Source organism: Treponema sp. B152, assembly GCF_024181665.1.
Classification (GTDB): Bacteria; Spirochaetota; Spirochaetia; order Treponematales; family Treponemataceae; genus Treponema_B; species Treponema_B denticola.
The window spans coordinates 1788973-1811062 of the sequence record NZ_CP058668.1 but is presented as its reverse complement, the minus strand read 5'-3'; the positions used below and the strand labels follow the sequence as shown (position 1 = coordinate 1811062).

The following is a 22090-nucleotide window of genomic DNA, read 5'->3' as shown; positions in this document are numbered from 1 at the left end:
AAAAAAGATTAGCACATTGTGGCATACATAACAGCCTTAATTGTATGCATGCGGTTTTCGGCTTCATCAAAAACAACTGATTTATGAGATTCAAAAACCTCGTTTGTAACTTCCATTTCGGGAAGACCGAACTTTTTGTGAATCTCCTGACCCTTAGTTGTCTTTAGGTCATGGAAGGAGGGGAGGCAGTGCAAGAAGATTGCATCCTTGTCTGCATTGTCCATAGCAGCCTTGTTTACCTGATAGGGCTTTAAGAGCTTAATGCGTTCTTCCCATACGCTGTCGGGTTCTCCCATAGATACCCAAATGTCGGTATAAAGAACATGAGCACCCTTTGTGCCTTCGTTTACATTTTCGGTAAGGGTTACGCTTCCGCCTGTTTGGGCTGCGATTTTCTTTGCTTCGGCTACCAAGTCTTCAGTGGGGAAAAGGTGCTTGGGCGAACATGCTGTAAAGTGCATCCCCATTTTTACGCAGGCTATCATGAGGGAGTTGGCTACATTGTTTCGGGCATCTCCCATGTACGTAAATTTAAGCCCCTTCAAATAACCGAAGTTTTCTTCGATTGTAAGAAGGTCTGCAAGCATTTGAGTCGGGTGGAAGAGATCGGTTAATCCGTTCCATACGGGAACGCCTGAATATTCGGCCAATGTTTCTACAAGCTCTTGGCTGAAGCCTCTGTACTCGATGCCGTCATACATTCTTCCTAAAACACGGGCTGTGTCTTCGATAGATTCTTTATGTCCCATCTGTGAAGAATTGGGATCAAGGTAGGTAACGCCCATTCCAAGGTCATAACCTGCAACTTCAAAAGAGCATCGTGTTCTTGTAGAGGTTTTTTCAAAAAGAAGAACGATGTTTTTTCCTTCTAGGTATCTGTGAGGAATTCCGGCCCTTTTCATGTCTTTAAAATTTTTTGAAAGGTCAAGTAAATAGCGGATTTCGTCTGTAGTAAAATCCAACAATTTTAGAAAGCTTCTTCCGCGCAAGTTTTTTGCGCTCTTTCCGCGAATTTCTTTAAGCATAGTTTTAACTCCTTAAGATGCTATTGATGAATGGGAACAATATATCAGCTTTTGCAAAAATAATCCAGTACCTTTTAAGATTGTACTTTTCTTGTTTTAAGCTGATTTTATTCGCCTATCCTTCTCCAATGCCAGCCGAATACGGAGTGGGCGTTTGTTACAACCATAAAGGCTTTAGGATCGTTTGCGGCAAGATAGCTTTTTAACTTTACAAAGTCCCTGCGGCTCATAACGGTTTGAATGACCGAGCGTTCGGCTCTTGTGTAAGCCCCCGTTGCCTTATATACATTTGCAGAGCGGCCTAGTTCCACCATAAATCGGCAAAGCTCATCGGGCTTATCCGTATTTATAACGCAGTATTTACTCATGTTAAGGCCGTCGATTGTGGAGTCGATTACGAGCCCGTTTATGATTACACCCACCAACGAAAACAAGGCTATTTCCGGGCCGTAAGCAAAGCCCGCAAAAACTGTAATGGTAAAGTCCGTAATTAAGCAGCCCTTTCCCAAGTCGAGACCGAAATATTTTTGCAGAATCATTGCAAAGATATCGCTTCCTCCGGTTGATGCATACTGATTTAAAACTATGCCTACGCCTCCCCCGTAAAGGATGACGGCAATTACCAGCTGTAAGAATTTGTCGCTTACAATCGGCCCCTGCAATGGAACAAAGATTTCCAAAAGCCATACGGCTCCTGAAAGCCCAAGGCTCGCACAAACCGTTTTAAGGCCGAATTTGTTTCCGATGATTAAAAAGCCGAGAGCAAACAGAAAAATGTTTACTACAACAAGTAAGGCTCCTGTAGAAAGCGGAAGGTATTTTGACAATACCAAGGCCATTCCTGTAGCCCCGCCCAAGGATAATTTTGAAGGCAGCAAGAAAAAATGAATACCTGATGCTATCATCAAAACTCCGCAAACAATGTAAAAAAAACTTAATAATTTTTCTTTCATTTTTTTTCCCTTATAAAAAAAAATAGAATTTATTTGAATTTGAATCTTTTTAAAGAGATTTATTTACTTGTCATGTTTACAATATCGCTGTGTGTTGCCGCCGTTTCAGCATCTGCAAGAAGCATCTTCATTCTTTCAACATACATCTTTGAAGGCTCGTCATCGGGAGAGACTTCCAAACACTTGTTAAAAAGATTAAGGGCTTTTTGATATTCTCTTTGGCGGTAAAAATCTATTGCGTTTTCAAATATGCCTACGAGCTGTACCATTTCCGCAGAGGCTTCGGATTTGACTGCCATAACATTGTAAAGCTGAACAGGGGTATTGATACCCACAACCCTTACGCGGTCGAGGCGGCGGCCAAGGAAGGCATCATTTGTTTCGCTCCATGTAGATTCTGAAGCTAAAATCCATGTGCCATATTTTTTGTTTACGCCTTCAAGACGGGCTGCAAGGTTTACGTCATTTCCCATAATTGTGTAGTTCATTTTTTTTTCGGTGCCCATGTTTCCGACAACCATTTCGCCGGTATTTATTCCTATGCGTGTAAAGATGGGCATGGGAATGTCGCCTGCATCATAAAGCTGTTTATTTAGTTCGGCTTCAGCCTGTTTCATTCTGATGGCCGCAAGACATGCCCTGTAAGCATGGTCGGGCAAATCTATCGGTGCTCCGAAAAAAGAAACGATGGCGTCTCCTATGTATTTGTCAATCGTGCCTTTTTCTTGTAGAATTAAATCGCTCATTTGTGTGAGGTAAACGTTTAAAACCGAAACCAAGTGTTCGGGCGTAATTTTTTCCGAAAGGGTAGAAAAAGATTTTATATCGGTAAACAGAGCCGTAATTCTTTTTTGTTCTCCTCCGAGAGTGAGCTTGTCGGGGTCGGCAATAATTTCATTTACAACATCGTCCGAAAGATAAACACCGAAGGCCTTTCTTAAAAAGCCCTTTTCTTTTTCGCTGAAAATAAAGTTTAGTAAAAGGATAACTATAAAACTTATGACCACCGTTATAACCGGAAGAAATAGCTGTAAGTATATTTTCCCGAATACGAATAAAAGAATTCCTATAGAAAGAGTTAAGCTCAATAAAACGATTCCAAGAAGAACCTTTATAAATCCTCTTTCTATCTTTTTCATCATAAAGGCTGTAAATATTGCTATTACAAAGGCAAGTATTATTGAAACCCATTTTGGAAGAGGTCTTATAAAGTCCTCATTCATAATTGTGTTATAAATATTGGCATGGGTACCTACATTGGGATAAGATTTCCAAAAAGGGTTTACACCTAAATCGGAGGTACCTACACCGCTGTATCCTATTATTGCAAAGGCATTGTTGCAAAAGCCGTTTATATAGTTTATATGTTCCGAATAGTTTTTATATTCTTCTTTTGCATTTTTAAAAAGTTCGGTAACATAGGCATCTATATCGTCATATTGGTTTGAGCCGCTCTGCTCTTTTATTTTTGCAAAAAGGCTGTGTATTTCTTTATCGAAGTTTCCGCTTAAAAATTTACTGTAATTATCAAAAAAGGAATTACGGGCCGCAAAGTATTCTTTAAAATCCTGCTTGTCCTTATTTAGAAGTTCTTTTTTCCATTGGTCAAGCCTTGAGTATTCACTTTCTAAAGAACTAACCGCATTGTGATAAGAAAGATAGCCGTCTGCAGTTCTGATTTGCAAATCTTTTATAGCTTCTAAAAGTGAAATTAAATTCTTTTCCATTATGTCGGCGTAGGTTAGGGCATAAACCGATAAGCTTTTAAAGCTGCCGTTTTCCGGATTTTCAGTGTCGGCAAAGCGTTTTTTTAGCCAGTTTATTAAAAGGTTTCCTTCTTCATCCAGAGGAATTGTAAGGTCTTTTCTTTTTTCCAAATCGGACGGATCTTTGGCATTTTTTAAAATCAGCTTCCTTCCCGACCGGATAATTTTTTCGGGTTCAAGGATGTGAAGAATGGGAGTAAAGACCAGCTGGCCTACGTACCTTCCTTCGTATTCGGTTAAAAGAGAAATGCGGCGGCGTACACCGTCTTCGTCTATAACCACGTTCGGAAAACCTGCTCCTCTTGCGTATTGCAGTATGGGCATAATCGTCGGAGCCATTCCGTATTCTTCATTTGCCGCCTTGCGGTTTGCTAATGTTTCCTTTTTAAAAAGCCCTGTTTTATCTTCTACATTGGTAAACAAAAAATTATTGTAGGCAAAATCTTTTAGTTCCTTTGTTTCGCCGCCTATGTTTATATTTACCGCATTTATGGTTAAAAAAGCATTTTCAAAAAAGCCTACAGCAGCTCCCATGTAGGCATCATTATCTCTAAAAACATTTTGTTTAATTGAATCGGAAAGTTCATCAATTCTTGATTTAAAATAGTCGGACATATCCTGTCCTATTGTTTTTACTTCGGAAAGCGGAATGTTTTTACCGGCCACCGCATCCGAAAATTCTTTTATATATTCTCCGAATTCCTGACGCACGGCTGTATATTCTTTCGGCAATTCATGTTCTACATAAGTATTATTTGCTCCCATCCTTCCTGCAGACAGGTACTCAATATCGAAAACCGCCGCCTTACCGCCTGATTCTTTTAAGCGGATTAAAACATCGGCTAAGACGTCCCTTGACCAAGGCCAAGAGCCGATTTGTTCTATAGAAAAGTCATCGACATTTAAAAGGAGAATTTCGCTTTTTTCCTTGATTTCGGGCTTAAGTTTTAGCATGGCATCGTAGACTTGATTTTCTATATTTCTTCCAAATTTAATAAAACTAAAGGCGGTAAAAATTAAAAATACAACTATTGCTATTATAAAATTAAGATTTTTTTGTAAAAAAACTATAAATGCAGATTTATTTTTTTCTTTTTCGACCATGGCTTTCCTCTTTTCTTTATTTTACATAAAATCGGCAAGTTCAATTATAATCTAAAAATTATTAAAAAACAAGCCTTTATATCGATAGACTTTTCTTATATTTTAGGGTATTATACAAAGTAAGATCACTTCACATTTTTAAGGAGATATATAATGAAGATATTGGTTATCAACTGCGGAAGCTCTTCTTTAAAGTATCAGCTAATTGATATGACTAACGAAGATGTTTTGGTAAAAGGCCTTGTCGAAAGAATCGGTATTGAAGGTTCACGTATTAAACACGAAAAAAAAGGAATGGATGCCGTTTTAATTGAAGAAAAAATGAATGACCACAAAAGGGCCATTCAGCTTGTTTTGGAAGCCCTCATCGATAAAAATCACGGTGTAGTAAAATCCATGGATGAGATTACGGCTGTAGGTCACAGAGTTGTTCACGGCGGAGAAGAATTCAATAAGTCCGTTCTTTTGGATGACAGGGTAATGGCCGGTATCAAAGAATGTATCGACCTTGCTCCCTTACACAACCCTGCAAATATTATGGGAATCGAGGCTTGTAAGGCTCTTATGCCGAAAACTCCGATGGTTGCGGTTTTTGATACGGCCTTCCATCAAACAATGCCGGCAGAAAACTATATCTATGCTCTTCCCTACGAGTATTACGAAAAATATAAGATACGCCGCTACGGTTTCCACGGAACATCACACCGCTTTGTTTCGGAAAAAGCCTCCGAAACCCTCAAAAATAATTCGGCCGATTTTAAGGTTATTACCTGCCACTTAGGAAACGGTTCCAGCTTGGCCGCTATCAAGGGCGGAAAATGTGTAGATACCTCGATGGGACTTACCCCCCTTGAAGGTTTAGTCATGGGAACCCGCTCAGGAGACCTAGACCCTGCAATTCTTCCCTTTATTATGAACAAGGAAAAACTTTCAGCCGATGATATGAGCAATGTTTTAAACAAAAAATCCGGCGTTTTGGGTATTTCGGGTGTAAGCAGCGACTTCCGTGATATTGAAACCGCTGCAAAAGAAGGAAACAAGAGGGCTCAGCTTGCCTTGGATGTATTCTGCAACAGGGTTAGAAAATACATAGCTTCTTATGCCGCCCAGCTCGGCGGAGTGGATGCTCTGGTATTTACAGCCGGTATAGGTGAAAACTCTATCGAGCTTAGAGAAAAAATCTGTCACGGTTTGGAATTCCTCGGTGTTGAACTCGATTCCGAGAAAAACAAGGTAAGAGGAAAACTTACCGATGCAAGCAAGGCCTCATCAAAGGTCAAGGTTCTTATCATTCCTACAAATGAAGAACTTATGATTGCTAAGGATACGATGGCATTGGTAAAATAAAGCTCTTTCAAGTAAAAAAACGGCAGGTTTTGTTTAAAACCCGCCGTTTTTTAATCAGCTTTTATCTGTAAGATAAAAACGCTAAACCTTATTCTACAACAGCAACCAAATCATTTGATTTTAAAATCAAATGATCTACACCGTCAATTTGAATTTGAGTTCCGGCATATTTGTCGTGAATAACTTTTTGACCGACTGAAACCTTAATCTTTTCTTTGTCGTCACCTACAGCTACAACAACACCTCTTTGTGTTTTTTCTTGAGCTGTGTCGGGAATGATGATTCCGCCGGCAGTTTTTGTTTCTACGGCATCCGGTTTTACTAAAACTCTGTCTCCTAAGGGTTTAACTTTCATCAAAAGACCTCCTGAAAAATTAAAAGAACACAAAAAGCAGTATTTGTGCCTTTTTGGCACTCTTTTTTGTGTTTTATTTCGGGTTGTGTCATTTCAATACATAAGTCCCGAATACCATAAAATATAAGAAAAAAGAGCTAAAAAGGCAATAGGTTTTGCTCATTTTCGGTGCCGGATGTTAAATTTTATAAGTCTATATCTAATATAAACTTATAGTTTTAAGTCCTTTTTTTTGATGGTTTAAAAATATTTTTTTGAATATTCGGCTTTTAGCATAGTTTTTGCTTGTATATACCGGAGGTCAAAAAGACTTCCCAGTTTTATACAAGGAGTTAAGTTATGTATAACAGGACAAAAAATAATTATGATGCAGAAATGAACTCGTTGGCTACTTATTTAAAAGAAATCAATCAGATACCGCTTTTAACAGCTGAGGAAGAAATAAAATATGCTAAACTCGCCGAAAAGGGAGATGAAGATGCCAAAAATATGTTGGTAAATTCAAACCTCCGCTTTGTTGTAAATGTAGCAAAAAAATATCAAAACCAAGGGCTTCCCCTTATGGATCTTATCAGCGAAGGAAACATAGGTTTGATGAATGCCGCCGAAAGATTCGATGTTTCAAAGGGTTATAAATTTATTTCTTACGCTGTTTGGTGGATTAAACAATCTATCTTAAAAGCTATTTGCGAAAAATCAAGGATGATACGCCTTCCCTTAAACAGGGCAAACGAGCTTGTTCAAATAGAAAAGGCTAAAAAAGAAATCGACTTTTCGGGAAACGAAACTAAGGAACTCAATGAGATTGCAGGTATCTTAAATATGGACAATTCTATGGTTCACACAATTATGAATGCTGCCAGAGAGCCTATTTCCATAGATGCTCCCGTTTTTGATGAGCCCGGAAGCTCCAGTGTAAACGACTTTTTACAGGACGAAACTCACCAAATGCCTGAAGACTACGCAATGGATATGAGCCTTAGAGATGAAGTAAACGAGCTTCTGAAAAACCTTGACGATAGGGAAGCGGAAATAATCCGTTATCGTTTTGGGCTTGGCGGTTATGCTCCTCTTTCGTTAAAAGAGGTGGGGCTTATCTTTAATCTTACAAAAGAAAGAATACGCCAGATTGAAAAAAAAGCCCTGCAGCAGCTTAAAAAGCCTGCCGAAAAACAAAAACTTGCCGTTTACGTTGCGTAAACAATTTACGTCGCATAAACGCGCTTTATATAAAAATTGGTTCCATGCGATTAAATTAGGGCTGCTGAAAAGCAGCCCTTTTTTGTAAGCTAAACCGGATTTTACTCCATAATGTACAAGACGGTTTCCATATTGCCGCCTCGCAGGCTGTGTTTTTTTAAGACGGCATCCTTATTTTGCTTGCAGAATATTTTTTCGAATTCTTTTTTGCTTGTGATAAAGCCCAGCTTCCAGTCCGGAAAGTGTTGAGGTATTTCGGCCATCCGTTTATAAAGCTCAAAAGCTTCTTCCTCGCTTCCGAGCCTTTCGCCGTAGGGCGGATTCGATAAAAGGATGCCGCTTTCGTATGGGGCTTCCAGTTCCGAAAAGTCCGATTGGATAAAGTCGGGACGCTCTATGTGATGGGTAATGCCTGCTGCATGGAGTTCCCTTCCTGCGATGATGCAGGCCCTTTCGGCATTGGCCTTTGAAAGAGAAACTGCTTCTTCCGAAATATCCGAGCCCGTTATCCTTGCAAGGCAGTCGGTGCGTACCTCCGAGGCTGCCCTTTCTTTTTCTTCCTTTAAAACGGCTTCTATTTTTTCTTTTTCAAAACAAATGAAGTTTTCAAAGGCAAAGTGACGGGCAATCCCGGGCGGAATGTTATAGGCATACCAAGCGGCTTCAATCGGAATAGTCCCGGAGCCGCAAAAAGCATCGTGGAGGGGGATTTTTCTTTTCCACTGCATTAGCTGAATTAAGACGGCTGCCAAGGTTTCTCTCATAGGGGCGGCCCCTCCGCTTAAACGGTAACCCCTTCTATAAAGAGGTTCCCCGGATAAGTCCAGACAGACATAGACATTGTTGTTTTCTATATAAATGCGGATCATAAAACGGGTTCCGGTTTCGGGCAGGGAATGCATATTCCATTTTTTGCAGAGCTTGTCGCAAACAGCCTTGTGGACGATGGATTGAACGGCATGTTCCGAAGAAAGCTTTGACTTATAGGTACGCACCTTGTCGATTGTAATTCGGGCATCACGAGGAAAATAGTTATGCCAGTCTATCGAAAAGACCAAATCAAAAAGATCATCAAAATTTTCGGCCTTTGCGGTATTTATAAGCATAAAAACCCTGTCGGCTGTGCGTAAAAAATAATTTGCCTTAAAAAAAACTAAAAGAGGTTCGGCTTCGGCTGAAGTAAAAAATACCCTTCCGGGTAACCTATTGTAAGGTTTAAAACCTAAAAGTTTTAGTTCCCTTGTAAGTACAGGTTCTGCACCTACGGCGCATAGTGCAATAAAATCATTCATAAGTGTTTTGCAGTATAGCATTTTTTTAAAATTTTTTATATACTGTAAATTATAAAATAATCGTTATAAAATAATCTAATTAAATTGGAGAATATATGAAAAACCTTAAAAAAATCTTGACAGCCGCTTTGGCTTTTTTGCTTATTTTTTCTTTTTTAGTCTCTTGTAAAACAAAGGATTCAAATTCGCAGGCTGACGGTGAATCGAAAGCCGTTTTAATAAAACATCCTGAAAGGATGTTTTGGGAAGTAAAAAAAGGAGATGCTTCAATCTATGTTTTGGGTACAATCCATGTTGCAGACAAGGATTTTTATCCATTGGAAGATAAGATACTGGAAGCCTTCGATAAGGCCGATATACGGGTCAGTGAATTGGGCGGCAAAAAAGAAATGGAAATGGTTCAGGAAAAATTACAAATTAAGATGCTTCAACATTTTAATATTAGTCCCGAAAAAGATTTGTCTAATTTTTTGTCCGAAGATAAAATAAACGTTGTTAAACAAGAATTGGGAGAAAACATTGCCGTTCCTCTATTTAAATTTAATCCATGGATTCTTACAATCGCTTTAAATCAAGTACTGTATACAAAGGCCGGATTAGATCCTCAAAACGGTATAGATATGCATCTTTTAAACCGCGCCGGTAAGAAAAAAATTGAAGCCCTTGAAAGTATCGACGAACAGCTGGATCTCTTATCTTCGGGAACTTTTGAAGAACAGTTAAAGGCTCTTAAAGAAACTATAAACGAATTACAAAATACGGATAAAGCCATTGACTGGCTTACAAAGTTAAAAAAGCTTTATTTGGAAAACAATACCGAGGAATTAAAAGATTTTATAGGTTCTCTTTTGGATATGAGCGACGGTATATCTCAAGATGCTCTTTTAAAAGATCGAAATATTGTTTGGGCTGACAAATTTGAAGAATATCTTAATAAAGGCGGAACAACCTTTGTGTTTGCAGGCCTTGCTCACTTTTTAGGAGAGGACAGCGTATTTGAACAAATGAGGATCAAAGGAATTTTAGAATAGAATGAAAAAGTTGCTTGTTTTTGTAGTTTTAATGCTTTGCTTTTTGTCATGCAAGACAAAGCAAATTCAGCCTAAAATTGAAGGAGCTTATATACAGCTTACCGACAAGGCTCAAATCTCTTTTAAGGACCTTCCATGTACTGTCTTTTTTTCGGATGGGACTGAGGAAAAACATCTTACGAATGAAGACGGAAAGGTTGTAGTTCAAGTCATTGAGGGCCGTATAATAACCAAAGTTGTCTATGATTTTTCGGATTACAAAAGACCTAAGGGAAAACTTTTGGCAAAGGAAGAGTTTTCAATAATAAGAAAACTTAAAATAAAACCCAAATCCTTGACACAGGAATTCAATATCGACCTTGAGCCAGTCAAAGGAATGCAGCTGATAATAATCTTGAATGTTTTTAATATCGAATTATAGGCCTTTATTTTTGAACCTTATTCGTTAAAAATATCTTCCGGATCCAAAATACGGCCGGCAAAGCGGTACGTGTCTTTCCAATATTTTTCATCAAGGGAAGAAATTATTACACCGGTATGTTTACCCTGCGAAGCGGAATGGATGAATTCCCTGTTACCTATGTAAATTCCTACGTGTGATACTTTGTTTCCCACGGTATAAAAAAATAAAAGATCGCCGGGTTGAACTTCTTTGTCCGAGATCCGTTTAGCAAAGTCTGCAAGACCCTTTGTGCTTCTGGGAACGCTAATTTCGAGAGCGTCAAGAGCTGCCCTATATACAAAACCTGAACAATCCATTCCGGCCTTAGTAGTGCCTGCATATTTATATGGAGTTTTTAGGTATTTATATGCAGCATTTATAAAATCGAGACGCGGAGATTCGGGCGGCTGAGCTCCAAAAGTCATACATCCGTTTAAAAAAAAGCTTAAAAGAACAAAAATAAATATTTTTTTCATAAATTCTGCAACCTCCTATCTCTTATCGGGTCTAACTATAAGAGAATTTAGCTAAATTTATTTATAAAAGGAAGATCTTATGGCAAATCTTAATAAAAAGCCCTGGGCATTTTTAGATGAATGGAGAGGCTCAAAGTTTAAAGGCGAATGGCCGACCCTCCCCGAAATGTTTGAAATTACTGCGGAACGGTACCCTGACAGGAATTGTTTTACGGTCTTTGAACCGGATCGTGTTACCCTTTCTTATTCGGAAAGTCTAAAAGTAGTAAAAGACTTGGCTTATTGGATGACCGAAAACGGTGTTACGAAGGGAACTCATGTTGCCGTTTCAGGCAAAAACTCCCCGGAATGGGCTGTCGTATACTTGGCAAGCCTTTTTGCAGGAGGAATAATAATTCCGATAGACTATGGTCTTCATAATGAAGAGATTGAAACTCTTTTAAAAACGGCGAAACCTAAATTATTTTTTGTGGATGAAGAAAAGTTTGACTTTTTTGCAGAAAAAGCAAAAACCGAGAGTTATATAGGTTCTCTTTATTCTTTAAGTAAAAAACATCCTGAAATTTATGTTTATAATCTAAAGCCGGCCGGAAGTCCTGAGCTTGCAAAGGCTCAAGAAAACGATACGGCTGCAATTCTTTTTACCTCAGGTACGACAGGAAATCCCAAGGGGGTTATGCTCAGTCACAAAAACTTTGTTTCGGACTGCTATATAGCCCAGTCCAACCTTAACATTTACCATACGGACGTATTCTATGCTCTTTTACCGCTTCATCACTCTTATACGATGCTTGCGGTATTTATCGAAGCCCTCTCGGTCGGTGCCGAATTGGTATTCGGTAAGACCCTTGCCGTATCAAAAATGCTTGCCGAGCTTAAAGCCGGAAAAATCACAATGCTTTTAGGTGTTCCGCTCTTATTTAACAAGCTTCTTGCAGGTATTTTTAAGGGCATTAAGGCAAAAGGTATTGTAGTTTTCGGTATTATCAAGACCTTGATGGGTATCTCTTACTTCTTTAAAAAGGTCTTTAAGGTTAATATAGGAAGCAAGCTCTTCCACGGCATCTTGGATAAGGCCAGTTTAGGAAATGTCCGTATCGCCATATGCGGAGGCGGCCCCCTTGCGCCCAACGTATGCAGGGCTTATAACGAATTCGGTATCGACTTTGTTCAAGGTTACGGTTTGACCGAAACCTCTCCCATTATTGCTCTTAATCCGAAAGAACACTTTAAAATCGCCAGTGTCGGACAGTACTTTATTTCTTGTATGGAAATGAAGATTCTCGATCCTGATGAAAAGGGAATAGGTGAGGTTGCCGTAAAGGGGCCGATGGTTATGCAGGGCTATTACAATATGCCCGAAGAAACAGCCGAAGTTCTTTCTCCCGACGGCTGGTTAAAGACAGGAGACCTCGGCTGGCTTGACGATGAGGGTTATCTCTACCTCTGCGGAAGGGCTAAAAACCTCATAGTTACTGCCGGAGGAAAAAACGTCTTTCCCGAAGAAATCGAAAATATGTTCCAGCTTTATTATAACGAGATTGAACAGATTACCGCTGCAGGCTATCAGGCTGAAGAAGGCGAAGAAGTCGAAGCTCTTGTTTATCCTGCCGATGAACTTTATAAAAAGCTCAATATGACACGCGGCACAGGCGAAGGCGATGCAGCCGTTCAAAAAGAAATCGATGCCATCATCGAAACCGTAAATAAAAAGCTTTTACCTTATCAGCGGATTACAAAGACAACTTATCTATCCGAACCCTTGGAAATGACTACTACCAAAAAAGTAAAGCGTTTTAAGAAGTAGGTAGTTATAAAAAGGAACCTCTAAGAGCTTCAGTTTTTTAGAGGTTCCCATATCTTTATAAGATGGAAAGATGTTTGAAATGGGCCTTGCAATATGCAGCAAAACCGTGTATACTAAACACCAATGATATGGAAACGCATCGCCGGCAGTTATAAACATTCTCACAAAAAAATTACAAAAAGTTTTGAAAAAGCTCTTGACATAAAGTACCGCATAAGGGCCGTAGTACGCTTTTATGCGTTTTTTATATTACACCGCAAGGCACGCAAAGCGTTGAGCTTCGCTCAACTTCGCAGAGGATTATTAAGGATGTCCTTACAAAGACTCCCTTAAATCTCTTTGCGTCCTTGGCGTGCTCCGCGGTTAAATTAAAAAAGTCATTAGGAAGTGCACTTACGCCCCAACACCTTGACCAAGGACAACGACAGGGACTGCATAGCGGATGTTCATGCACATGCTGCTACGCAGAGAAATGAGGACATTGCGGAAATGATCACCAAAGAACGCTCGGAATTCAGCAAGGAAACAATTATCAACATTCTCAACATGAGGGATAAGGCTGTAAAAGACCTTATCCAAGAAGGTTTGAGTTTTATGGACGGTCTTGTACAAATTAGCCCGCGTGTATCGGGTGTATGGGAGACGGAAAATTCTTCTTACGATGAAAAAATACACAAGCGTACCGTCGACCTAATCCCGACTGCGGATTTACGCACAACCCTTGATGCAATTGGTGTTAAAGTGCTGGGTGCAAAAGAAGAAACTGCCCGCATTACCGAAATAACCGATACTGCAACGGGCTTAAAAGACGGTTCTCTCACAATCGGCGATGATATTATAATCGAGGGAAGCAAAATCAAGGTAGACGAAACCGATCCGGCTCAAGGCGTGTTTTTTAAAGCCGCAGACGGCACCGAATACAAGACTAACCGCCGGCTTTCGGTTAATAACCCTAGCCAAATCATCGCCCGCGTGCCTAAAGAAGTACCGGAAGGAAAGGTAGAAGTAATGGTGCGGACTAAATTCAGCACTGGCAATAAAACTCTTTTGCAAATACGCGAAATAGTATATGGCTATCCTTGCAAGGCAAAGGCATAGGAAGTTTTAGGAAAGGCATTTTCCCCGCTAAGGGAAGGGTTCATTCCCCGTACAGGGAAGCCCCCCTTCCCCGAGCGGGGAATGACCGGTTTACTGTACGGTGAAGACCTTATTCAGAATTAATGGATTTTTCCTTTATAAACAGCATATCATTTTTTAGGAGAAAATATATGATAAAATTAAATTTGAACAAGAGCTCAGCCGCTTCAAGCGGCAGGCTCTGTGCACTGAAAAGAGCCGCGGCGCTCATCATAGCCGCGTTGGTGGCGCCTATAGCGCTATTTGGAATGACCGGCTGCCCGAATAATGCGGGCGGAGGCGGTTCGCCGCCCAATGTAGGTTCTGTTGAAGACACAGGCGATGGCTTTATAAAAATAACCCCTCCTGCAAACGGCATTGTAGGCGTTGCCCCTAACTACGCCTTACCCGGAAGTGAAGCTTGGTGGAAAGGCGTATTTATTAAAGACCGTAAGGTAAAATTAAGCCCCTACAAGCTCGGCAAAACAGAGGTAACCTATAAACTGTGGAAAGAAGTTTACGACTGGGCGACTGGTCATGGATATACATTTGCCAATCCGGGAGTAAAAGGTAAAGACGGAAGCGGAACTGACGATGAGCCTGTAACGACTATAAGCTGGAGGGACTGCATTGTGTGGTGTAATGCGTATACTCAAATGAAGGCTGAAGGTAAAGCCGATACCGAATGCGTATACCGCAAAAAGGACGATCATACGGTTGTATTAAAAGACGCGACGGCAACAGCTGATTGTGATGCAGCGTATGCTGAGATGGGTAAAAAAGGCTTTAGACTTCCGACAGAAGCCGAGTGGGAATATGCGGCTCGCCGGCAGGGAAGCGATACAACAAATGCGGTGCAATACAGCGATGTGTACCTTACCAAATTAAACAGTGCAAGCGGAGCGAAAGCTGACTGGAATGATGCTGCGGAAACAGGAGCGGTTGCGTGGTATAGTGGTAATTCAGGAGGAAAAACTCATCCGGTCGGAGAAAGGAGAGCGAATGCACTCGGTTTACACGATATGAGCGGTAATGTCTGGGAATGGTGTTTTGATTGGTACGACGATATAGAGGCTAACACAGTTACCGATCCTCAGGGTGGTGCGTCGGGTTCTTACCGCGTCCTACGCGGCGGCAGTTGGTACTTCTACGCGCACTACTGCACTGTAGGCGTACGGGGCTACTACAGTCCTGACTACTGGAGCTTCTATCTTGGCTTCCGCTTGGCTTGCCGGCCTTGAGTTCACACATTTTGCCGGAGAGGTACTCAAAATCGGACGTCCTTGTCCGATTTTGAGTTTCGAGTTTTGCCTTTCGGCAAAACATCGCAAGAATGTAACCACCGCCGTCCGTGGCGGTAAAGCGGTGAAACCGAATAGGCAAAATGTGTTTTGTGGTGCAGAACGTATTGTAATAGAGTTTTATGCCGGTAATGCTGCCGGCCGAATGTCAATGGCTTTAAACAGTATCAAGTTTTTCAAATCAACAACTTCGAGGCAGAGTATTGGAGTTGTTGATTTGATTGTGCTCCCTTTACCAATCCACTATCATGTCAACAGGTTTCCGCTCTTCGCTTTCGGTATGCAGCAAGTTAAAATGCCGCATTTAAATAAAAAAAAACTCCACACCGGATTGTCCGGCGTGGAGTTTTTTTATTTAGGCTTTAGCCTATTCTTCTTGTTCTTCCATAAAGGCCTTGGCTTCGGCTATTATCTCATCGGCAATCTTACCGGAAATCGGATCATAGTGGTCGAAGGACATTTCAAAAGAACCCGTACCGCTTGTCATCGAGCGGAGGTCTATTGCATAGCGCAAAAGCTCTTTGTGGGGAACCTGTGCCCTGATTTCTTCAATGCCGCTGGCGGGAGAGGACTGGCCTAGGATTCTGCCTCGGCGTGAAGAAAGGTCGCTCATTATATCTCCGAGATATGAGTTTTCGACAAATACGGTTAGGTTCATAATGGGCTCAAGAAGGATCGGGCCTGCATTTCTCATTGCATCCTTAAAGGCATTTCGGGCTGCAATCTTAAAGGCCATTTCCGATGAGTCTACGGGGTGTTCTTTACCGTCAAGAACGGTTACGGCAACATCTACTACGGGGTAGCCTGCAGAAACGCCTTTTTCCATAGCCTCAATAACACCCTTTTCAACGCCGGGTATGTAGCCCTTGGAGATAGCTCCTCCGAAAACCGCATTGGTAAATTTGTATTTTTCGCCTCTGGGGAGGGGTTCGATTGCCAAAACAACCCTGCCGAATTGTCCGTGGCCGCCCGACTGCTTTTTATGCGTGTATTCGGCTTGAGATTTACGCTGAATCGTTTCTCTATAGGCAATTCGGGGAATGGAGGTTTGAATTTCTATCTTGGATTGATTTTTAACCTTATCCAAAACTATGCTTGTATGTAAATCGCCCATGCCCGATAGAACGTTTTGCTTTGTTTCGGCATTGAAGGCAAAGGAGAGAGTCATGTCTTCTTCACAGGCCTTAAACAGCTGCTCGCTGACCTTATCGTCATTCTTTTTGTCGATTGCGGAAACCGCCAACGAATAGATGGGTTCGGGAGTTCTAAGCCTTACAAAGGGTATTACATCGGCTGAGGCTGCTAAGGTATCGTTTGTCTTTGTGCTTGTAAGCTTTACCAAAACGCCTATATCGCCTGCTGCAATTTCTTTTACTTCCGTAAGTTTTTTACCCAATGTCTTATAAATTTTACCGACTCTTTCCTTTTTTTCTTCTCTAAGATTGTAGACCTCGGAATCGGCTGAGAGAGTTCCCGTAATAACTTTCACATAGGAAAGTCTACCTGAAAATTGGTCGTTGGAGGTTTTTACTACAATGGCCGAAAGAGGGGCTGAAGGATCCAGTTTAACGGAAATTTCTTCTCCTTCCTTTGTAACTCCTCTTTCCAGGGCTCCTTCAGGAGAGGGAAGAATTTCGCTTATAAAGCGTAAAAGAGAATTAAGGCCTGAATTATTTATTGCAGAGCCTGCAAAAAGAGGAACAATTCTATTATCGGCCATAGCGAGGGTAAGACCTCGGCTTATTTCTTCAGGAGAGAGTTCTCCTTCATCTATAAATTTTACGAGTAGTTCTTCATCGCCTTCGGCGGCAGCTCCGGCCAAAACCTCCAGAGCGTCCTTGTATTTATCCTGATATTCTGCAGGGATTTCCGTTTCGATTTCTTTTTCGCCCTCGATTTTATAGGCCTTGCCGTGAAGAACGTCTACAACGCCCTTAAAATTATCTCCAGTTCCCATGGGAAAGCTTACAGGGAAGACATCTACCTGAAACTGCTTTTTAACATCGGCTATACAGTTATCGAAGTCGGCTCTGGCTTCGTCCATCTTGTTTGCAAAAACAAGGCGGGGCTTGTTTCTTCTGTCAAGGTCGCGCCAGTACTTGATTGTTTCAATTTGTACGCCCGATCTTCCGTCCAAAACTATGAGGGCTGCTTCGGATGAGCGGAAAGCAGCTATTACCTCACCGATAAAATCAGAAGCTCCGGGAGTGTCCCAAATATTTATGAGCTTATCGTCTTTTTGTAAATTAACTAAGGTTGAGTAAATAGATATTTTTCGATCGATTTCTTCCTGACTGTAGTCCGTCACGGTTTTTCCCGAGTCTACCGATTCTGCCTTAGCGATAAGGCCAGAAACATAGAGCAAGTGTTCCACAAGACTGGTTTTGCCCGATTGTCCGTGTCCGGCAACGGCGATGGTTCTGATTTTATCCGTTGTAAATCCCATAAAAACTCCTTTTTATATAAAGCCTAAAAGCTTAAATTTGATCACAGAATAAGTTTGATCACAGAATAAGGATACACTATATTTTTAAAAATTGCAAGGTTAAGAATGCAAAATTGCAAAAAATGCCCACAGCATTTGAACCTCATACTTTGACATTTGCACTTTGTTACAGTTTTTCGATTTCTTCACGGCTTAAGCCGGTTCCTTCAGCTATTTTATCAATATCAAATCCAAACTGCTTAAAAGCCTTAGCTGTTTCGATGGCTTTTTGGTATGCTCCATCAGAAAAGCCTTGCCGTATTCCTTGTTCTATACCAATTCTTAGACTTTCTTCCCTTTGTACTGCAATGTCCGTATCATAATCATATTCTGCTACTAACATGTTTATTACCTCCCGTGATTTTCTCATTAAGTATTCTTTTAAGATCCCTTTTTCTATACATATTTTTATTGCATTTTTAAAGCCGTTCTATTAGGGAGAGAGAGGACACCTCGTTCAGAGCAAGGTTTCCTCTCTCTCCCTAAAACCCTCTCTCTTCTTCCCGCACTGCTTATGGCTCCGCCCTAAGAACCCGGTCTTCTTTAATTAAGGTTACGGCACTATGGCACGGACACCGCAGAAGCCGCAAGTACACGATGTTTTAGGCTGTAAGCCTAAAACTCGAAGCCAAGGAATGTACACGGAAGTATATTCCTTGGCTTGGCATATTCTCGTTTATTGTAGACTGGTGTTCAGCAAGAATAATAATTTTACCATCTACAAGGCAGGAAACATCGTTTATTATGTTCATATACATAACATTATCGAGCCTTATATTTTCTACAGGACAAGACATCGGTAGATTTGTACCATGCAAAGCATTGTAAAGAGATAAAAAATTCTCCTTAGCCCTTTCGTCTTCACTAAAAAGGTCTACAAATACTGAATCTTTGTATTTTCTGTTTGAAGTACTCATAACTGTTTCCTCATTGGTTGTATTATATCACACTTGCAGCAATTTTGTAAGAGAATATTTTTTTTATTTGACCTCGGATTTTCACCCCCTTTTCTTTTGAAAACGGTGAGGGATATCATGAATTGTGTGTAAAAAACTTGGATTTGAATAAACATTTTCGACCTTGATTTTATTTTGGAATAAGAGTAAAATTAAATATCGGCTTATCTTAAGGGGGTTAATATGTCTGATATTATTTATATTGAAGGCCGCGAGATTTTGGATTCGCGGGGAAATCCTACTGTAGAAGTTGAGGTTCAGTTAAGCGATTTTAGCTACGGCCGGGCCTGTGTTCCTTCGGGGGCTTCTACGGGAGAATATGAAGCTTTGGAAATGAGGGACGGCGATAAAAGCCGCTACATGGGAAAGGGTGTTTTAAAGGCTGTTGACCAAGTTAATACGGTTATTGCCGAAGAACTTGACGGGGCTGATGCTTTGGATCAGGCCGAAATAGATAATATGCTTATAAATCTTGACGGCACCGAAAATAAATCCAAGCTCGGAGCAAATGCTATGCTCGGTGTTTCGATGGCTGTAGCCCGTGCCGCTGCCGACAGTTTAGGTTTGCCGCTTTACCGCTATTTGGGAGGCGTTCATGCAATGCAGATGCCAGTTCCCATGGCGAATATCATAAACGGCGGCCGCCACTCCGACAACAAGATAGATTTTCAGGAGTATATGATTATGCCCGTCGGTGCTCCGTCAATCCGTGAAGGCATAAGAATGACTGCCGAGGTTTTCCATGCCTTAAAGGATATTCTAAAGAAGGAAGGCCATGTTACGGCTGTAGGCGATGAGGGCGGTTTTGCTCCCAATATCGAAAATGTTCAAGCCTTGGATTATATAATGAAGGCTATCGAAAAAGCAGGCTACAAACCCGGAAAGGATGTGGTGATAGCTTTGGACTGCGCTTCTTCCGAGCTCTTTGATGCAGGAGATAGAAAGGGCTACAAGTTCTGGAAGTCGGCACCTTCTAAAATTTTAAATGCCGATGAGATGGTTGACCTTTTTAAGGATTGGATAAGCAAATATCCGATTGTTTCTATTGAAGACCCGCTCGATCAAAACGATTGGGAAGGCTATGCAAAGATGACAAAGGAATTGGGAAATCAGATTCAGATTGTGGGCGACGACTTTTTTGTAACAAACACAAAACGGCTTGCCCGCGGTATTGAAGAAGGAGCCTGCAATTCTATTTTGATAAAGCTCAACCAAATCGGAACCGTTACCGAAACAATCGATGCCGTAAGAATGGCTCAAAAGGCAGGCTACACTGCCGTTATTTCGCACCGCTCAGGCGAGACCGAAGATGCATTTATTGCAGACTTGGCCGTCGCCCTTGAGACCGGACAAATTAAAACCGGTTCAATGAGCCGCAGTGACCGCATCGCAAAGTATAACCAGCTTATGAGGATCGAAGATGAGCTCGGCTACAACGCCCGCTATGCCGGCATGGCAACCTTTGCAAACCTGATAAAAAAATAAAAGGATACTAGACTTTTAACCGGCACGGTTTATCAAAGCCTTGCCGGATTTTTATTATATGGGGATTGTATATTTTTATCGATAATGATGGTGTTATCGATGGTTACAGATATAAATAATATGGGAGATAAAAAAGTGAAAAAGAAAATTAGTTTACTATTGATTGTTGTGTTAGGATTTATGATGGTTTCATGCTCTACATTTTCCCAAAGAAAAAAATATGAAAATTTTAAAAAATATATGAAGTCGAATGGATGGTCAGAAGTTAATTATGATCCTGATTTTCGTGATATTCTTGAAACTATATATTATCTTGTGTATCAACAACCTCCAAAACGTGGAGTAATATCCTGTCATTACTATGAAGTTGATAATATTACTTTGCACTTTATAAGTGATGTAAGCAGACCTGATGATCCTAATTTTATGATATGGTTCCATATAACGCATGAAGGTAAAAGACATTATTTTATGAAAATAAATTATATGTTAGAAGTTGTTGATACATATACTTCTGACTTATATGATATCAATGGTAATTTTATAAAGGAAGAGACACGTAAAATATTTTATTAAATTGTTGTATAAAATCGAATATACAATTTGACAATATTTTTACAAAAAATTATTGAGTTGAGATAAATGATAAAATGAAAACAAAACTTTGCATTTATTCACAGTTCAACTATCTCTTTCGGACAGCGATTGAAACCTTACGGAGAACTATGGACATACAAGTCAAAAACTTTTAAGGCATTTACGGATGCCTGATAGGAAAGGTGTGTATTTTGATATTTACAATGATAAAGATCTTATATTTATATTTGAGGGCGTAGGTAAACGGATTATAAAAATAATCTTCCCATCTTGCATTCTCCTCTTTTTTTTGCTATATTGTCAGCCATGAGAAAGATTATTAATTTTATTTTATTTGTTTCTTTTCTTTTAGCTGTTTTTTCATGTGCAAAAACTGAAAATATGCAAAAAGAAAAAGAAATCGCTATTGCGGTTTTTGTTCCCGGTGTCAGGGCTGAAAGTCCTGTCTATGATATGTTGTCTTCCGGCGTAGAAGAAGCCGTTGCTTCTGCAATCGGAAACGGCAAAAAAGTAAGTTTAAAGATTTTAGAAGCCGGAACCAATCAGGCGGAATGGGGAACAAAACTTACTTCTCTGGCCGTGGACGGAAAATATGATTTGATTGTTTCTTCCAATCCCGCTATGCCCGGCATCGCAGCTCCTATTTCCAAACAATTCCCCAATCAAAAATTTTTGCTCTTGGATGCCTATGCCGAAGGGAATCCTATGATTACTACCTTTAGATACAATCAAAGAGAGCAAGCTTATATAGCGGGACATATTTCTGCCTTGGTAAGTTTAAGCAAGATGGAATTTGCAAATCCCGAAAAGAAAATCGGACTCATAGCAGGACAAGAATATCCTGCAATGATGAATATAATTTTGCCTGCTTTTATTGAAGGAGCTAAGGCCGTCGATCCCGAATTTACAGTCGATTTTAAAATTGTAGGAAACTGGTATGATGCAGCAAAGGGAGCCGAGCTTGCCCGTGCAATGTATAAAAACGGGGCGGATGTAATTATGCCTATTTCGGGCGGTGCAAATCAAGGAGTTCTTGCGGCTGCCAAGGAGTTGGGCTTTTATGTTTCATGGTTTGATGATAACGGTTATGCAAAAGCGAAAGGCTATGTAATTTCAAGTTCCGAAATGAAACAAAAAAAACTTGCATACGAGCAAATTTTAAACTTCATCGACGGAAAATTACAGGAAGGAACAGCTTCTACCCTAGGTATCAAAGAAGGTTATGTAAATTTTGTTTCGGATGATGAGATTTATATTCAAACAGTTCCCGAAGAAATCAGAAAACAACAAGATGAAATTTTAAAGAAAATAGTTGACGGTTCTTTGGACTTGTCGGTAAAATAAATTTTAAA

At 40.4% G+C, this 22090-nt stretch carries 17 protein-coding genes and 1 pseudogene; 10 read left to right on the top strand and 8 right to left on the bottom strand.

All coding sequences use genetic code 11. The features are described 5' to 3' along the window. Nucleotides 1–8: 8 nt before the first annotated feature. From argF to HYB91_RS08365, 3 genes are all read right to left on the bottom strand, one after another. Nucleotides 9–1025, bottom strand: a complete 1017-nt coding sequence (gene argF, locus HYB91_RS08375) for an ornithine carbamoyltransferase (RefSeq protein ID WP_002677353.1) — start codon at nucleotides 1023–1025, stop codon at nucleotides 9–11. 107 nt (nucleotides 1026–1132) lie between these two features. Then, the gene (locus HYB91_RS08370) at nucleotides 1133–1978 is read right to left on the bottom strand and encodes a YitT family protein (protein WP_044909831.1); all 846 of its coding nucleotides are present in this window, start codon (nucleotides 1976–1978) and stop codon (nucleotides 1133–1135) included. Between the two features lie 59 nt (nucleotides 1979–2037). Then, a complete protein-coding gene (locus tag HYB91_RS08365) occupies nucleotides 2038–4848 on the bottom strand; it encodes a CHASE2 domain-containing protein (protein ID WP_002677357.1) in 2811 nt (936 codons plus the stop codon). 153 nt (nucleotides 4849–5001) lie between these two features. Here HYB91_RS08365 and HYB91_RS08360 point away from each other — a divergent pair, with 153 nt between their 5' ends. Next, nucleotides 5002–6195, top strand: a complete 1194-nt coding sequence (locus tag HYB91_RS08360) for an acetate/propionate family kinase (RefSeq protein ID WP_002677358.1) — start codon at nucleotides 5002–5004, stop codon at nucleotides 6193–6195. Nucleotides 6196–6283: 88 nt separating this feature from the next. Here HYB91_RS08360 and HYB91_RS08355 read toward each other — a convergent pair whose 3' ends face one another. Beyond that, nucleotides 6284–6550, bottom strand: a complete 267-nt coding sequence (locus HYB91_RS08355; RefSeq protein ID WP_002670325.1) for a co-chaperone GroES — start codon at nucleotides 6548–6550, stop codon at nucleotides 6284–6286. Nucleotides 6551–6889: 339 nt separating this feature from the next. On the opposite strand from HYB91_RS08355, the gene HYB91_RS08350 reads away from it, so the two are divergent. Further along, nucleotides 6890–7750, top strand: coding sequence for a sigma-70 family RNA polymerase sigma factor (locus HYB91_RS08350; protein ID WP_002670326.1), 861 nt, complete (start codon nucleotides 6890–6892; stop codon nucleotides 7748–7750). Nucleotides 7751–7851: 101 nt separating this feature from the next. On the opposite strand, the gene HYB91_RS08345 is transcribed toward HYB91_RS08350, so the two are convergent. Beyond that, a complete protein-coding gene (locus HYB91_RS08345; RefSeq protein WP_253680527.1) occupies nucleotides 7852–9042 on the bottom strand; it encodes a THUMP domain-containing class I SAM-dependent RNA methyltransferase in 1191 nt (396 codons plus the stop codon). Nucleotides 9043–9137: 95 nt separating this feature from the next. On the opposite strand from HYB91_RS08345, the gene HYB91_RS08340 reads away from it, so the two are divergent. Both HYB91_RS08340 and HYB91_RS08335 read left to right on the top strand, forming a co-directional pair. Then, a complete protein-coding gene (locus HYB91_RS08340) occupies nucleotides 9138–10073 on the top strand; it encodes a TraB/GumN family protein (RefSeq protein ID WP_002677369.1) in 936 nt (311 codons plus the stop codon). A 1-nt stretch (nucleotide 10074) separates the two neighbouring features. After that, nucleotides 10075–10494, top strand: a complete 420-nt coding sequence (locus HYB91_RS08335) for a hypothetical protein (RefSeq protein WP_002677371.1) — start codon at nucleotides 10075–10077, stop codon at nucleotides 10492–10494. A 17-nt stretch (nucleotides 10495–10511) separates the two neighbouring features. Here HYB91_RS08335 and HYB91_RS08330 read toward each other — a convergent pair whose 3' ends face one another. Beyond that, a complete protein-coding gene (locus tag HYB91_RS08330) occupies nucleotides 10512–10991 on the bottom strand; it encodes a C40 family peptidase (RefSeq protein WP_002670337.1) in 480 nt (159 codons plus the stop codon). Nucleotides 10992–11070: 79 nt separating this feature from the next. On the opposite strand from HYB91_RS08330, the gene HYB91_RS08325 reads away from it, so the two are divergent. The 3 genes from HYB91_RS08325 (at nucleotide 11071) to HYB91_RS08315 (ending at nucleotide 15155) form a co-directional block, all read left to right on the top strand. Further along, the gene (locus HYB91_RS08325) at nucleotides 11071–12798 is read left to right on the top strand and encodes an AMP-dependent synthetase/ligase (RefSeq protein ID WP_002677373.1); all 1728 of its coding nucleotides are present in this window, start codon (nucleotides 11071–11073) and stop codon (nucleotides 12796–12798) included. A 387-nt stretch (nucleotides 12799–13185) separates the two neighbouring features. Further along, nucleotides 13186–13896, top strand: a complete 711-nt coding sequence (locus HYB91_RS08320) for a DUF4469 domain-containing protein (protein ID WP_002677374.1) — start codon at nucleotides 13186–13188, stop codon at nucleotides 13894–13896. A 170-nt stretch (nucleotides 13897–14066) separates the two neighbouring features. After that, the gene (locus HYB91_RS08315; RefSeq protein WP_002670346.1) at nucleotides 14067–15155 is read left to right on the top strand and encodes a formylglycine-generating enzyme family protein; all 1089 of its coding nucleotides are present in this window, start codon (nucleotides 14067–14069) and stop codon (nucleotides 15153–15155) included. Between the two features lie 427 nt (nucleotides 15156–15582). On the opposite strand, the gene fusA is transcribed toward HYB91_RS08315, so the two are convergent. Further along, nucleotides 15583–17661, bottom strand: coding sequence for an elongation factor G (gene fusA / locus HYB91_RS08310; protein ID WP_002677376.1), 2079 nt, complete (start codon nucleotides 17659–17661; stop codon nucleotides 15583–15585). A 166-nt stretch (nucleotides 17662–17827) separates the two neighbouring features. Beyond that, nucleotides 17828–18617: pseudogene (locus tag HYB91_RS13005) on the bottom strand (hypothetical protein). Between the two features lie 222 nt (nucleotides 18618–18839). On the opposite strand from HYB91_RS13005, the gene eno reads away from it, so the two are divergent. From eno to HYB91_RS08285, 3 genes are all read left to right on the top strand, one after another. Beyond that, on the top strand, nucleotides 18840–20141 hold the full coding sequence (gene eno / locus HYB91_RS08295; RefSeq protein ID WP_002670350.1) for a phosphopyruvate hydratase: 1302 nt from the start codon (nucleotides 18840–18842) through the stop codon (nucleotides 20139–20141). 84 nt (nucleotides 20142–20225) lie between these two features. Further along, entirely contained in the window at nucleotides 20226–20717 is a 492-nt protein-coding gene (locus tag HYB91_RS08290) for a hypothetical protein (protein WP_002677382.1), read from the top strand. A 327-nt stretch (nucleotides 20718–21044) separates the two neighbouring features. After that, a complete protein-coding gene (locus HYB91_RS08285; RefSeq protein ID WP_002677384.1) occupies nucleotides 21045–22082 on the top strand; it encodes a BMP family ABC transporter substrate-binding protein in 1038 nt (345 codons plus the stop codon). Nucleotides 22083–22090: the final 8 nt, after the last annotated feature.